We start from the raw sequence: 13,519 nt of genomic DNA on the forward strand, positions 1-13,519 counted from the left end.
GCTCTTTGCCACGCCCACCAAGGGAATAGTTCTGCGGCGTTAGAGGCATTGGAAGCCGCCATCGGGCTGGCTGCGGGGCTCAAAGACTCGGCACGCACCGAGCCCGCTTTTGAAATTTTTCAGGAGCAGTTGCGATTTCAGGCGCTGCTCACAGCCGACGCTCCGGCGGCGGAGAGCTGACCGCAGGGTGGATGGAGGCATCGGTGCTAATGGCAACGCAGCGCCATCGGACAACATCGCAGCATACGCCCCAGGTAGAGCCTGGGACGAGGGTGAAAAGCTTGGAAGATGCCAGGAGGCGGGCTTGAACCGCCGACACGAGGATTTTCAGTCCTCTGCTCTACCAACTGAGCTATCCCGGCCTGGGAGCGCATCTAAGCGCCCAGCTACGATAACAGAATCCGCGATCGCACTGCAACCACAACCCTCTCCCCCTCGAATTTGCAGCAGAGCCTGGGTGGGAGGAAGGAGGGACGCCTCAGGCAATACTCCCAGCAAATTGGCCCAAGCAATGCCTTAGGGCGTGTGGATAATTAGCGAGGAAACCCTTGCAGGGTAGGGATGACCACGCTCTGCTGAATCAAGCTAGGGGCTGTAACCGCCCCATAAACAGGAATCTAGCTTTGATTGTCCACAGCCCCTAATATTCTGGAGGCGGTCCAGAAGGATTAGAAAACGTATTGATGTAGCCGCCACCAATGTAGGATCCCGGCGGTCTCTGGACCGAGAAGGGAGCAGGGGGAATCGCCGGAGCGGCGGGTACAACAGGTGTTGTCGGCAAGACCGATCCCCCGCCCACATTGGCATTGGGGGTTGTCAGATTGAGGGGTGCACTGCTGTTGGGAAAGGCATTGTTGGGAAAGGCACTGTTGGGGAAGCCATTACTAGATGTCCCCGTAGCATTGGGAATCGTGGGAGTTATCTGGAAAGAAGCAGGAGGAGTATATCCCGTCGTTCCTGGCGGCGGCGACATCTGGGGCGTTGTGGGTAAAAACGGTCCCGCTACCCCTGGAATTGAAACGGGTGCCGGTAGGCCATTAGGGCCGATTCCAGAGGTGTTAGCAGTGCGCTGCCCCGAGGCAGTCTCAGCAGTATTCCCACCGCCATTATTGCCCGTAGTTGTGGTTCCTTGGGCAGCATTTTGATTCGGCGCAGTGTCATAGCCCCGCAAAACAGCCTCTAGGGGACTGATGGTCCGGTTAGCCTCAGTCGCTGTGGGATCGTTCTGAGATCTATCTCCGGCAAAAAAGTTACTGGCAGTATTACTGGCAGTAGCGGACAAGGAATTGCGGCCAAACAAACCGCTGTAGATATTGGTGGCTGCGGTCTCTGCCCTCTGAGGAGCCCCGAGAAACTGATAGCGGTCTAGATATTCAGAGAGGGGTGGCGTAGTCGCTTGTGCCCCCTCTGAACCTTCCCTAGGCGCGGTGCCCAGTAGCTCTTGGAGTAGTGATAGGTCTTGCTGAATTTCATCACTATCACTGTCCCCCTCCGCAGGGACATCGCCGAGATCGCGTTGTAATACAGAAATGTTGTCAATATTAGCCAAAAGCGCCTGCTCATCAGGGGTCAACCCCGATAGATCAGCATCAGCATTGGCATCTTCCCCTTCTTCAAAGGCCCCAAAGCGCTCGGGATTGTGGGTATATTCCCAGACAAAAATACCCAACAGCACGGTAAAGAGACTCGACGATACGAAGAGGGGTCGAGCTAGGGGTTTGGCCCGCGCGATCGCGGAGCGCAGAATTGGAGGAACATCCATCATTTCAGCGAACCGTTGTTGCAGTATCTATATCTTACCCATATCTACAGGAGAGCCATCGGATGGTTGGCCACCAGATAGGGGCATGGGTAGGTGCATTAAGGTTCATTTCGAGATCGCCAAGGGGTTTAACGGTTCGTGATAGCTTCAAACCTGTTAAGCGTTGCATTCCGTAACGGAGACATAATAAGCGTGTTGGCATTCTCTGAGCATTCTACTGAAGCAATCGACGCATCCCGCGAAGCTTGCAGCGATTATGTGGCTCATCTTCAGCTTCACATGACCCTCCAAGCTCGTAACCTTGTGCCTTCCTTGAGTCAAAAGAGTGATCGCCGCGAGATCTTGCTCCACCAGACCCAGGCCAATTTTGAGAAGATGGTGTCTCGACAAGGGTTCTAGGGCTGGATGCAATGGCCCTTGGGGGTGAGTCTTTGACTATTGCCATCACCAGTATTTCTCAATGCAAACCAAGAGGGGGTGTAGCAATGCTATACCCCCTCTTGTGTGATACCCCATTATTGTGATGAGCCCTTAGCTTATAGACGCTCATAATTCTGGGGCGGAGTTGCGATCGCACTCCATCACGAATTACCGTAGGGCTCCGAGCCATTTGCGGGTATGTGGAGGTGTTTTTTGGCCCTTATTCGTGTTCGTCAGCACGTTAATCCCCTCAGCAACAAATACCAGGGCATCCCTGCCCTGCCAGATTGGGGCACCCTCTATCCTCAACCTGAGCAGCCCCTACACCTGGATATTGGCTCCGCTAAGGGCCATTTTCTACGCCAGATGGCGACCCACTACCCCGACTGGAACTTTCTGGGTTTAGAGATTCGTGCCCCCTTGGTGGACTACTGTCTACGACAGCGTGACGAGGCGGGACAGCATAACTTGCATTTTCTCTTCTGCAACGCCAATACCTCCCTACAGCCCCTCTTGGCCAGTCTGCCCCCCGCAACGCTGCAACGGGTCAGCATCCAATTCCCCGATCCCTGGTTCAAAAAGCGCCATCAAAAGCGCCGCGTCGTGCAGCCCGAATTAGTGGCTTGCCTTGCCGCTGTTCTTCCCTCTGGCGGTGACATCGTCCTACAATCCGATGTTCTAGACGTGGCGGTAGACATGAGCGATCGCTTTGCTGAACACCCAGGCTTCTATCAAACCCCTGAGTCCTGGCTACCCACTAGTCCCTTCCCGGCTCAGACAGATCGGGAAGAGGTCACATTGGGGAAGGGGCTACCGGTATATCGGGCGATCTTTGTGAAGAAGTAGAAGGGGATAGCTGCCCCGGCAGCGAGGCGAGGGGAGCAGTAGGCGCGCAGCCGCGACAGTTTCAACCGATACAGGCAGAGACAGATTCACTGGCAGTGCTGATTGGACAAAAGGCCATGACCGCAAAAATCTTGCAAATCAGCATCTCCCCTGGAGGAGTGCCCAAAACTGCCATTCCCGAGGTCGAGGTAACCGAGACCGGACTGGTGGGGGATGGCCACAACGCCCCCGACATCCATGGTGGCCTAGAAAAGGCGGTGTGCCTCTGGTCCCAGGAAGTGATCCAGCAGTTGCGGGCCGAAGGCCATGCCCTGGCACCGGGCTCTGCCGGGGAAAATGTCACCCTCACCGGGTTGGACTGGGCGGCAATCGGGCCAGGAGTCCGGCTGAAATTAGGAGACACCGTGCTATTGGAGGTAGTCAGCTACACCACCCCCTGCCGAAAAAATATGCGCTGGTTCAGCGACAAGCGCTATAGCCGTATCAGCCAGAAGCATTATCCTGGCTCTAGCCGAGTTTATGCCCGAGTCTTGCAACCGGGCCAGATCAAGACCGGGGACAAGGTTAAGGTTCTAGGGACACCAGCAGCTTCGGAGCGCTGAAATCATGAGCACTGTAGATCTCATTTTGGGAGACTGCTTATACCAAGTCCAGAAGTGGAGTTTTCCCGGTGGGAAAACTCCACTTCTGGACTTGGACAAGGTTTAGATCAGATAACTCGGCTTCAAGACGAGGGAATCCATGCCGTATGCATAGATCCGCCCTATAGCCTAGTCGAGTTTTCCGCCAAAGAGATGACAAAGCCCAGGGCTGGACGCGGTGGGATATGGCGACTACCCCCCAGTTGGGATGGCTGCGACAGACGCCCTCTACCCAGAGATAGGGTATGGTGGGCTTGGAATTTTGAGGGATGAAGGATGACCGCTAGGGCTTGGCGACAAGGCTTGCTGCTGTTATTGGCAGGCTTTTTGATGGCTGTGGGGGTGGCCTGTATTGGGGAGAGACAATTGGGGCCGGAGGTTACTGAATCGGTACCATCCGGTGTTGAGGAGGTTGAAGAGGTTGAGATCGCAACTTCCGCACCCCTACCCCCAGAAACCCAAGCCGTTCTCGACGGTTTGCCGGGGGGAGGGCTGTTTAACCCGCCCCGAGGCGATGTGCGACTAGTGGTAGTCAGCGATCTCAACGCTTCCTACGGTTCCATTACCTACGACCCCGAGGTAGATCAGGGCATCAGCCTCCTGCCCTTCTGGGCTCCTGACTTAGTGGCGTGCAGTGGCGACATGGTCGCAGGTCAGGACTTGAGCCTGTCAGAGGCCCAAATCAAGGCCATGTGGGATGGATTTGAAACCCATGTAGCCCGTCGGCTGCGGGCCTACAACCTGCCCTTTGGCTTTACCGTCGGCAACCACGACGCCTCCAGCGCCATAGGCAGCGGCGGTAAGTTCCTGTTCCAGAAGGATCGGGATCTAGCTTTCGACTACTGGGCCGTACCAGAACATGATCCAGGGGTGGAGTTTGTGGATCGCTTCGAGTTTCCCTTCTACTACACCTTTAAGCACGACGATGTTTTCTTCCTAGCCTGGGATGGCTCCTCCCACATAATTCCTGAGGATAAACTGAGATGGGTGGAAACGGCCCTAGCCAGTGAAGCCGCCCAGGGGGCTAAACTACGGATCGTTCTGGGACATTTGCCCCTCTATGCGGTGGCAGTGGGTCGCAATGAGCCTGCTGAGGTGCTGGAGAATGCCGAAGCCCTCCAGACGCTTCTAGAGCGTTATGACGTGCACACCTACATCAGCGGCCACCACCACGCCTACTACCCTGCCCACCGAGGCAATCTGCAACTGTTGCACATGGGTATTTTGGGCTCCGGTCCCCGCCCCTTGATCGATAGCAATCTCGCCCCCCGCAAGGCCATTACAGTCCTAGACATCAATTTTGCCGATCCCAATCTCACCACCTACACTACCTACGATGCCCAGACGCTGGAACTAATCGAGTTTGAACAACTGCCCCGATTCCTAGCGGGCCACAATGGCATGGTGCTACGGCGGGATGTGGATATGGACGAGCTACAGGCCACAGAGGTGGACTTTTGCCGTCAACGGCTGGGAGACACCCTCTGTCACGCCTAAAGCGGCATCAGGGCAAAGAAAGCAGAAGTGAATCCTTCCGCATCTGTCAGTCCATAACCCTTTTCAGTGGCGGAGAGACAGCACGGTCACCCTCCATGGCGGCATAGCGGTATCCTAAACACAACAACAGCCGAGGGAGTTTCCCTCGGCTGTTGTTGTGCACTTTCAAAGGTCTAGAAAGGCTTGTGTAACGACACAATACCCACAGAATTTACACCTTGGTGTATCAGTACTGTGCGGCATAAATACTCTGACTGTTCCATCGTGGTACACCTCGGCCCCTCATCCTAGCCCTCTCCCAGGGGGAGAGGGGACCAGAAAATGTTGAGCTGGTACGACAGAATAGTAAGCCTATTTCAGCCTAGGTGTACTAGTAAGTTTCTACGTGCCAGCGGTGTTCCTTCTTCATCTGCTTGCGGAAGTCGTCCCAGTTGACGCCATGCTTCGCCGCCTCAGCGGAAAGCGCCTCGTCAATGCCGTCCTCCATGCCCTTTAGTCCACACATATAGGTGTGGGTGTTGGGCTTTTGCATCAGTTCCCACAGCTTAGGTGCATTCTCCGCCACCCGATGCTGGATGTACATTCTGCCACCCTCAGCATTTTGCTGCTCCCGGCTAATGGCATAGGTGAGGGTGAAGTTATCAGGGTACTGGGCCGTCATCGCTTCCAACTCCTCTTTGTAGAGGATATTGGGGGTGACTGGAATCCCAAAGATTAGCCAAGCATGGCCCTTGAAAGCATAGTCAGGGTTAGCCTTGCGCTCTTCTTCCTTGAACATGCGCCAGAGAAAAGCGCGGAAGGGGGCGATACCCGTGCCCGTCGCCAACATGATGACGGTGGCGTCTTCCTCATCGGGCAGCAGCATTTCCTTACCTACCGGCCCGGTCACCTTAACCTCAGAACCGGGCTCTAGGTGGCACAGATAGCTGGAGCAGGTACCATAGACGGTCTCGCCTGTCTCAGGGTGCTTGTACACCAATTCCCGCACACAAAGGGAAACGGTTTTGTCATCCATCTGGTCTCCATGGCGGGTGGAGGCAATGGAATAGAGCCGCAGCTTATGGGGCTTACCGTTTTCATCGGTACCTGCGGGGATGATGCCAGCACTCTGGCCCTCTAGGTACTCAAAGTCGCCCCCAGAGAGATCGATGGTGATGTGCTGCACAATCCCAATGCCGCCGTCTTGCACCAAGGGTTCGTTAGAAATTACCTTGGCGATAAAGGGATCTTTGGGGCGGTAAATGTTGACCGGAACGGCCTTTTTTGCTTTGGGGGTCGCTTGAGTCATTGCCTTACCAGTGTCTTGCGTTGCGGTTGCTGTCGGCGCGGCTTGACCGTTGGTGCTGTCTAGGGGGCGAATGCTCAGGATTTTGCCACCCAAACGGGTGATGCGCTGCATTTCCTGATTCATGCGGCCATAGGGAACTGTGATAAACACGCTACCGCTTTGGCGGATGGGATATTCCGTGTTGTCAGTTTCGGAATTTTGCCGCAGGCCCTCGACCTCATAGACAAACAGGCGGCTACCCGCTACAGAGTTGGCGGTCCCACCACTTACGCTTGGATTGTACATGTGCTGCTTTGTAAATCTCCGAACCAAGTCAGACTGACGGAGTACCCTGGAGGGAACCGGACCATCTCTAGGACACCAACATCCAGGGATGACCTCAGACTCTACAGGCGTCAGGCTTTTTCTTAGCCTATCATCATGCAGCGTAAGCCTTGCGGCAATAGCCCCAGAGGCTTCAAACCGGAATCTGGCCCCAAGCGCGATGGTCAGAGACCGGCCCAAAGGGGCCATCGCACAACAGCAACCAGGTTTAAGGTACTTGATCTGCATCCGTCAGAATGTGATGCCCGACGCATTTTGATGCCCCTTAAGGATGTTTTAGGGAATCTACCACTTCAGGAGCTACCACTTCAGGAGGTTGAACTGTTCCATATCCACCGTGTCCCGGTTGCGGTAAATGGAGAGGACAATCGCCAGCCCCACCGCTGCCTCCGCCGCTGCGATGGAAATGACAAATACGGCAAACACCTGCCCCGTGGCCGTAGCAGGATCCAGATAGTTGGCAAAGGCCATGAGGTTCAAGTTGACCGCGTTCAACATCAACTCGATGGACATCAACACCCGAATCACATTACGGCTGGTCACCAGACCATAGATGCCGATACAAAACAGGGCCGCTGCCAACAGCAGAAAATACTCTAGTTGAATCATGGGTTTGAGGACGCTGTTTTAGGATGTTGGTTTAGGAGGCTTTAGAACTCTCAGAACCCGCCGCAGGGACCAATTCTCGCTGTCGCTCCGGCAGTTTCAGGGTGTCCACGGTACTACCTGTGGGTACGTCGTCGGGGATGTATTCGCGACGGGCAATAATAATCGCTCCGACCAAAGCCATCAACAGCAACACCGAGGCCAGTTCAAAGGGCAGTAGGAAGTCACTGAAGAGATGCAGGCCGATCAATACCGTAGCGCCATCTCCCGCCGCTGGCTCTGAAGACAGAGCCCAGGATGTGCCCAAGACCATACTGCTCAGGAGGGCAAAGAGCCCAAAGCAGACCACAGCGGTGGCGACACGGCCAATCCAAGCGCGTGGGATAGGGGTAAAGTCCTCTTGCTTGTTGACCAGCATGATCCCAAATAGGATCAGGATATTGACAGCTCCCACGTACACCAGCACCTGGGCCGCCGCCACAAAACCGGCATTCAGGAGCAGATACAGGCCCGCCATACTAATAAACACCCCTCCCAACAAAAAGGCGGAGTAGACAATATTAGCGAGTAAGACCACCCCCAGCGCTGTGCCAATCATCATGGCCGCCAGCAGCCCGAAGGAAACGAGTTGAACCCCTTCTGCAAGTGTCACGCAGTAAACCCCTTATTGAACGCTATTGACAGTACGGTTCCAGCCCAGAATTGGGCTGAGAATGGATTGATGCACCCTAGTTTTGCTCAGGGTCATTATCCGTCTTGGCTTGCGCCTCGGCCAAAATTTCTTGGGGCAGTTTGCCCGCCCGCCGAGAGCCCACTGGCAGATCGTGGGGATCCATGACGCCCTTGGGCAGGTAGGCTAACTCCCGCAGGGGAGTAACCATGGGATCTTGGGTCACCTTGTAGGGCAGACGTCCTAGGGCGACGTTGTCGTAGTTCAACTCATGGCGATCGTAGGCTGCTAGCTCGTACTCCTCAGTCATGGAGAGGCAGTTGGTGGGGCAATACTCGACGCAGTTGCCGCAAAAAATGCAGACACCAAAGTCGATGCTGTAGTGGTTTAGGGTCTTTTTCTTAGAGGCTTTGTCAAAGTCCCAATCTACGACGGGGAGATTGATGGGGCACACCCGCACGCAGACTTCGCAGGAGATGCACTTGTCAAACTCGAAGTGGATGCGTCCCCGGTAGCGTTCTGAGGGGATCAGCTTTTCGTAGGGATATTGAACGGTGACAGGACGCCGCCGCATGTGGTCAAAGGTGACGGAAAGACCTTGGCCAATATATTTGGCCGCTTGTAGGCTTTCCTGGGCATAGTCACCAACTTGCTTCAAAAAGTTCAGCATGGGACATCTCCGCAGCAGGTCATCATCAGTCGCAATATCCCAATTTAGGGAAAATAGGGGAATTCACAATACAGGTCAACGTTCAGAGATGAAAGTGCGATGGCCCCTTTGGGCCGGTCTCTGACCATCGCAGACCATCGCCCTTTCATCTCAAGCTAGGGCTGGTCTAGTCACTATCCCCCAAAGGCAAAGGGGAAAGTAATTTTAAGCGCCGCCGTCAGCAGTAGATTGACCAGGGAAATCGGCAGCAAAAACTTCCAACCCAGATCCAAAAGCTGGTCAATACGGACCCGAGGCACTGTCCACCGCAGCAGCACCGCCAGAAATACCAGCAGGTACGCCTTCAGCACCGTCATCATGATCCCTAGGCCAGCGGTAATCACTTGCAGCCAAGGGGTCGTCTCGCTGACACCAATGAGATTGGCCAGCATCTCAACGGGAATTGGGAAGCCCCAGCCCCCCAGGTACAGCACCGAGAAAATCAGGGCCGACAGCACTAAGTTAACGTAGGAGCCGACATAGAAGAGGCCAAACTTCATGCCGGTGTACTCGGTTTGGTATCCGGCCACCAGTTCTTCCTCCGCCTCCGGCAGGTCAAAAGGAAGTCGCTCACATTCCGCCAGAGCCGCAATCCAGAAAATCACCAGGCCCACGGGCTGACGCCAGACATTCCAGCTCAGAATGCCATAGGTGGCCTGTTGATCGACAATGTCGATAGTGCTGAGGCTGTTGGACATCATGACGATGGCCAAAACTGACAATGCCAGGGGAATCTCGTAGCTAATGGACTGGGCCGCCGCTCTGAGCCCCCCCAGCAAAGAATATTTGTTATTGGAAGAATAGCCCGACATCAACAGCCCGATGGGGGTAATGCTGGAGAGGGCAATCCATAGAAAAATGCCGATGCCCAAGTCCGTAATCACCATGTGCTGCCCAAAGGGCACGATCAGAAAGGAGAAAAAGACTGGAATAACGACAATGGCTGGCCCGAGGGTGAACAGAATCGTGTCCGCCTTGGCCGGAACAATGTCTTCCTTAAACAGCAGCTTGATCCCATCCGCTGCTGCCTGGAGTGTTCCCAGAGGACCGGCATATTCTGGGCCAATACGTTGCTGTGCTGCCGCTGAAATTTTTCGCTCCAACCAAACGGTGACGAAAATACTGACGGTGGCTGCAATCAACACCAAGGTCATGGGAATGGGTAGCCAGATGGCCTTTGCTGCCCCAGCGGGTAGCCCCAACTGGACCAGTAGTTGAATAAAACTGCCTTGCAGGTCAATGCCTTGACTCATGTAACCGCCCTTGTCAGCTCCCTATACTGTGCGTCTAATCTAGTGCGCGCCTAATCTAGTGCGCCCAACCCAATCTGGGCTTGAGGCCGCATCTATATAAACTGCATCTAGATTATATAGGCGAGATGCCGATGGACGAAGGTTGGGTATTGGGAGATGGGGTGTTTGGGTATTGGGGGATTAGGGGGTTACGATTCCCTATGGCCTATCCTGACAAGTAAAGTCTCTTCACTTTCTTCTAGGTTCATGGAAGCTTCTTCTGAATCCCGACCGGAGCCGACTTGGAGGGCGGTATTGCGCCTTATGCGCTGGGATAAACCGGCGGGACGCCTGATTTTACTGGTGCCTGCCCTGTGGGCCTTGGTGCTGGCGGCGCGGGGCATCCCGCCATTGCCGCTGTTGGGAGTCGTGGTCGTGGGGACGGTGGTGACGAGTGCGGCGGGTTGCATTGTCAATGACCTGTGGGATCGCGATATTGATCCTCAGGTGGAACGGACTCGCACCCGTCCGTTGGCCTCGAAGTCTCTCTCGGTTCCAGTTGCGATCGCACTTGCGATCGCGGCTTTTCTCTGTGCCTATGGGTTAACGGGATACTTGAATGCCCTCAGCTACGGCCTCTGTGTCGCTGCGGTGCCCGTAATTGTGGTTTATCCCCTAGCCAAGCGGGTGTTTCCAGTGCCCCAACTGGTGTTGGCCATTGCCTGGGGCTTTGCGGTGTTGATTCCCTGGACAGCGGTGACAGGGGCTTTGGAACTGGCGACTTGGTTGCTGTGGGGGGCAGTGGTTTTGTGGACCCTGGGCTTCGACACAGTCTACGCCATACCCGATCGCACCTTTGACGAAAAGTTGGGGGTCAACTCCAGCGCCCGCTTTTTTGGAGCCCACACCCCCCTGGCGGTGGGCAGTTTCTTTGTGGGCACCACAGCCCTGCTGGCCACCTTGGGAATCGTGATTGGGCTGGCTTGGCCCTACTGGCTCACCCTTGTCGCCGCCCTAGGGCTGTGGCTACGCCAGAGCTATCTCCTCAGCCGCTACAATCCTCCCCCTAAGCTGTACGGACAGATCTTTCGGCAAAATGTTGGCCTTGGGTTTTTGCTCTTGGCGGGGATGGGGTTGGGGATTTGGGTATGAGGGTGTGTATAGCCTAACGGCATTCAAGAAAGGCGGAGCCTGCCCGTTCGCGTAGCGATGCCGAAGGCATCAGGGCTTGGGTGTGAGGGTGTGAGGTGCTTCATCTACAACTCCCTGGACAGCTTTCGTTAAGATAAGAACTGTAAACCCATTCCTTACCTGAGTCCCTTGCCATGGCCGCCGCTGTTCACATCGAAGGCTTACGGAAGCGATATGGCACCGTCGAAGCGGTGAAGGACGTTTCCCTCACCATTGAGCCGGGGGAAATCTTTGGCCTCCTGGGGCCAAATGGGGCGGGTAAAACGACGACGATCCGCTGCCTTTGCACCCTCACGGCCCCCGATAGTGGCACGGTATTGATCAACGGGGTTTCTGTGCTGGACAATCCCCGTTTGGCGCGGCAATGTCTCGGCTACATTGCCCAGGAGGTCGCCCTAGACAAGATGTTGACGGGGCGGGAACTCTTGCAACTCCAGGCGGCGCTGTACCACATTCCCGCTAAGGTAGCCCGCGATCGCATTCAGCAAATGGTGGAGCTACTGGAGCTTCAAGACTGGGCTGATCGTCAATCCGGCACCTATTCCGGCGGACTCAAAAAGCGACTAGACCTAGCCCTGGGGTTATTGCACCAGCCCGATGTCCTAGTGCTGGATGAACCCACCGTGGGCCTGGATATTGAAACCCGATCGGCGGTATGGCAGTTTTTGCGCCAGTTGCAGCACAGCGGCACCACCATTCTGATCACCAGCCACTATTTAGAAGAGGTGGATGCCCTGGCTAACCGGGTCGCCATCATTGACAACGGCGTGGTCATCGCCACTGGCACCCCAAACGAGCTGAAGGATCGCATCGGCGGCGATCGCATCACCCTGCGCCTGCGAGAATTCACCCCCGCCCCCGAAGCCGAGCAAGCCAAGACCCTGCTGCAACAGCTTCCCTGTGTGCAGAACGTGATCGTGAATAGCGCCCAGGGTAATTCCCTCAACCTCGTGGTGGCGGCGCAAACTGATGCCCTGATGACGGTACAGCAATCCCTCAAAGCAGCAGGCTTTCCTACCTTTGGCATCGCCCAGTCCCGTCCCAGCCTAGATGATGTCTACCTTGCTGCGACAGGTCGCACCCTAATCGACGCCGAAATGGCGGCAGCGGGCAACCGCGACCTCAAAGCGGAGCGCAAGCAGGCCATGAAGGGGGCCTAGGGACAGTCAAAGTGCAGACTTGCAAAATTCCGAATTCAAAACCCCAGGTCACAAGTCAAAACGTTTCCCGATAAAACCCATGAGTACCACCTTGACCCCGGAATCCCAAGCCCTTGCCCTAGAAAACCCCGAGCTGCGCCAGTGGAAGGCGGCCCAGGGCGCAGAGACCAATACTCCACCCCCTGGACTATTTTCCGCTGCCTTTGTCCAGGAAACGGCGGCCATGACCCGTCGCCTCTTTATCCAGCTCCAGCGGCGACCCTCGACCCTGGTGGCGGGGGTGGTGCAGCCGCTGATGTGGCTGATTCTGTTCGGAGCCCTGTTTCAGAATGTGCCCCAGGGGTTGTTTGGGGAAAGCCAGAACTATGGCCAGTTTTTGGGGGCGGGCATCATCGTCTTCACCGCCTTTGGGGGAGCCCTGAATGCCGGATTACCCATCATGTTTGATCGGGAGTTCGGATTTCTCAATCGCTTTCTGGTGGCTCCCTTGGCTTCTCGCTATTCCATCGTCATGGCTTCAGCCCTGTTTATCGCTGCCATGAGCTTGGTGCAGACAGCGGCGATTGTCGCCCTGAGTGCGGCGCTGGGGGCAGGCTTGCCCAGTCCCCTGGGGTTGGCGCTGGTGGCCCTGATCGTGTTGACCCTGGTGCTAGGAGTGACGGCCCTGAGCCTGGGGTTGGCCTTTGCCCTGCCGGGACACATTGAACTGATTGCGGTGATTTTTGTCACCAATCTGCCCCTGCTGTTTGCCAGCACCGCCTTGGTACCCCTGGCCTTTATGCCCCCCTGGCTCCAGGTGGTGGCCAGTCTGAACCCCCTCAGCTATGCCATTGAGCCCATTCGCTATCTATATCTCCATCCCCAGTGGGGCCTGGGGAGTGTGGTGATGGCGGCACCCTTTGGGGCCGTTACGTTGGGGGCAGCCCTGGCTGTATTGGGAGGATTTTGTCTGGGGTCCCTGGTGTTGGTGCAACCCCTGTTACGGCGGCGGATTGCCTAGGTGGCATGAGTCCAGGGTGATGGCAACTTCCTGAAACCTAGGGCGTCTCATCTATCTGGGCTGGACTGACTAGATCTGGCTGGGCTATAGCGATCCTGCATGAGCTTTGATTAAGCCTCTTCGTGGGTTACGCTTCGCTTCACCCACGCTACGAAGGTCTTCAGAAACCAAAT

The 13,519-nt window shown here is 55.8% G+C and carries 13 protein-coding genes, 1 tRNA gene and 1 pseudogene; 8 read left to right on the top strand and 7 right to left on the bottom strand.

The annotated features are described in order from the left end of the window. Positions 1 to 3: 3 nt before the first annotated feature. A pseudogene (locus LEP6406_RS34690) lies at positions 4 to 180 on the top strand (TPR end-of-group domain-containing protein); the annotation flags it as partial. A 109-nt stretch (positions 181 to 289) separates the two neighbouring features. On the opposite strand, the gene LEP6406_RS0207125 reads toward LEP6406_RS34690, so the two are convergent. After that, positions 290 to 362: transfer RNA gene (locus tag LEP6406_RS0207125), tRNA-Phe, on the bottom strand. A 278-nt stretch (positions 363 to 640) separates the two neighbouring features. Next, positions 641 to 1,765 carry a hypothetical protein gene (locus LEP6406_RS0207130; protein ID WP_027268920.1) on the bottom strand — a complete coding sequence of 375 codons (1,125 nt, stop codon included), beginning with the start codon at positions 1,763 to 1,765 and terminating at the stop codon, positions 641 to 643. A 255-nt stretch (positions 1,766 to 2,020) separates the two neighbouring features. Between LEP6406_RS0207130 and LEP6406_RS26945 the strand changes: the two genes are divergently transcribed. From LEP6406_RS26945 to LEP6406_RS0207150, 4 genes are all read left to right on the top strand, one after another. Then, positions 2,021 to 2,161 (top strand): hypothetical protein, encoded by a 141-nt coding sequence (locus tag LEP6406_RS26945; RefSeq protein WP_162160827.1) that lies wholly within the window; start codon positions 2,021 to 2,023, stop codon positions 2,159 to 2,161. Between the two features lie 234 nt (positions 2,162 to 2,395). Continuing rightward, on the top strand, positions 2,396 to 3,028 hold the full coding sequence (gene trmB, locus LEP6406_RS0207140) for a tRNA (guanosine(46)-N7)-methyltransferase TrmB (RefSeq protein WP_027268921.1): 633 nt from the start codon (positions 2,396 to 2,398) through the stop codon (positions 3,026 to 3,028). A 116-nt stretch (positions 3,029 to 3,144) separates the two neighbouring features. Then, the gene (locus LEP6406_RS0207145) at positions 3,145 to 3,630 is read left to right on the top strand and encodes an MOSC domain-containing protein (RefSeq protein ID WP_008314933.1); all 486 of its coding nucleotides are present in this window, start codon (positions 3,145 to 3,147) and stop codon (positions 3,628 to 3,630) included. A 315-nt stretch (positions 3,631 to 3,945) separates the two neighbouring features. Then, the gene (locus LEP6406_RS0207150; protein ID WP_008314928.1) at positions 3,946 to 5,166 is read left to right on the top strand and encodes a metallophosphoesterase family protein; all 1,221 of its coding nucleotides are present in this window, start codon (positions 3,946 to 3,948) and stop codon (positions 5,164 to 5,166) included. Positions 5,167 to 5,536: 370 nt separating this feature from the next. On the opposite strand, the gene petH is transcribed toward LEP6406_RS0207150, so the two are convergent. The 5 genes from petH to nuoH form a co-directional block, all read right to left on the bottom strand. Next, positions 5,537 to 6,739 carry a ferredoxin--NADP reductase gene (gene petH / locus LEP6406_RS0207155; protein WP_008314925.1) on the bottom strand — a complete coding sequence of 401 codons (1,203 nt, stop codon included), beginning with the start codon at positions 6,737 to 6,739 and terminating at the stop codon, positions 5,537 to 5,539. 339 nt (positions 6,740 to 7,078) lie between these two features. Beyond that, on the bottom strand, positions 7,079 to 7,384 hold the full coding sequence (gene nuoK, locus LEP6406_RS0207160; RefSeq protein WP_027268923.1) for an NADH-quinone oxidoreductase subunit NuoK: 306 nt from the start codon (positions 7,382 to 7,384) through the stop codon (positions 7,079 to 7,081). A 34-nt stretch (positions 7,385 to 7,418) separates the two neighbouring features. Then, positions 7,419 to 8,036, bottom strand: coding sequence for an NADH-quinone oxidoreductase subunit J (locus LEP6406_RS0207165; RefSeq protein ID WP_027268924.1), 618 nt, complete (start codon positions 8,034 to 8,036; stop codon positions 7,419 to 7,421). A 76-nt stretch (positions 8,037 to 8,112) separates the two neighbouring features. Further along, positions 8,113 to 8,721 carry an NAD(P)H-quinone oxidoreductase subunit I gene (gene ndhI / locus LEP6406_RS0207170; RefSeq protein ID WP_193364937.1) on the bottom strand — a complete coding sequence of 203 codons (609 nt, stop codon included), beginning with the start codon at positions 8,719 to 8,721 and terminating at the stop codon, positions 8,113 to 8,115. A gap of 176 nt (positions 8,722 to 8,897) precedes the next feature. After that, positions 8,898 to 10,016 (bottom strand): NADH-quinone oxidoreductase subunit NuoH, encoded by a 1,119-nt coding sequence (gene nuoH, locus LEP6406_RS0207175; protein WP_008314917.1) that lies wholly within the window; start codon positions 10,014 to 10,016, stop codon positions 8,898 to 8,900. A 246-nt stretch (positions 10,017 to 10,262) separates the two neighbouring features. Here nuoH and LEP6406_RS0207180 point away from each other — a divergent pair, with 246 nt between their 5' ends. From LEP6406_RS0207180 to LEP6406_RS0207190, 3 genes are all read left to right on the top strand, one after another. Further along, positions 10,263 to 11,147 carry a 4-hydroxybenzoate solanesyltransferase gene (locus LEP6406_RS0207180; protein WP_008314915.1) on the top strand — a complete coding sequence of 295 codons (885 nt, stop codon included), beginning with the start codon at positions 10,263 to 10,265 and terminating at the stop codon, positions 11,145 to 11,147. 173 nt (positions 11,148 to 11,320) lie between these two features. Then, entirely contained in the window at positions 11,321 to 12,346 is a 1,026-nt protein-coding gene (locus LEP6406_RS0207185) for a daunorubicin resistance protein DrrA family ABC transporter ATP-binding protein (protein ID WP_008314913.1), read from the top strand. 79 nt (positions 12,347 to 12,425) lie between these two features. After that, positions 12,426 to 13,346: an ABC transporter permease gene (locus LEP6406_RS0207190; RefSeq protein WP_008314912.1), complete on the top strand. Its 921-nt coding sequence runs from the start codon at positions 12,426 to 12,428 to the stop codon at positions 13,344 to 13,346. The last annotated feature ends 173 nt before the right edge of the window (positions 13,347 to 13,519 follow it).

It is taken from the genome of Leptolyngbya sp. PCC 6406, from assembly GCF_000332095.2.
Lineage (GTDB): Bacteria > Cyanobacteriota > Cyanobacteriia > Phormidesmidales > Phormidesmidaceae > PCC-6406.

Excerpts from the sequence above, each read along its gene's own strand:
- LEP6406_RS0207145 (WP_008314933.1), top strand. The coding sequence starts at position 3,145 with ATGACCGCAAAAATCTTGCAAATCAGCATCTCCCCTGGAGGAGTGCCC.
- LEP6406_RS0207130 (WP_027268920.1), bottom strand. The coding sequence starts at position 1,765 with ATGATGGATGTTCCTCCAATTCTGCGCTCCGCGATCGCGCGGGCCAAA.
- LEP6406_RS0207180 (WP_008314915.1), top strand. The coding sequence starts at position 10,263 with ATGGAAGCTTCTTCTGAATCCCGACCGGAGCCGACTTGGAGGGCGGTA.
- petH (WP_008314925.1), bottom strand. The coding sequence starts at position 6,739 with ATGTACAATCCAAGCGTAAGTGGTGGGACCGCCAACTCTGTAGCGGGT.
- LEP6406_RS0207190 (WP_008314912.1), top strand. The coding sequence starts at position 12,426 with ATGAGTACCACCTTGACCCCGGAATCCCAAGCCCTTGCCCTAGAAAAC.
- LEP6406_RS0207185 (WP_008314913.1), top strand. The coding sequence starts at position 11,321 with ATGGCCGCCGCTGTTCACATCGAAGGCTTACGGAAGCGATATGGCACC.
- nuoH (WP_008314917.1), bottom strand. The coding sequence starts at position 10,016 with ATGAGTCAAGGCATTGACCTGCAAGGCAGTTTTATTCAACTACTGGTC.
- LEP6406_RS0207150 (WP_008314928.1), top strand. The coding sequence starts at position 3,946 with ATGACCGCTAGGGCTTGGCGACAAGGCTTGCTGCTGTTATTGGCAGGC.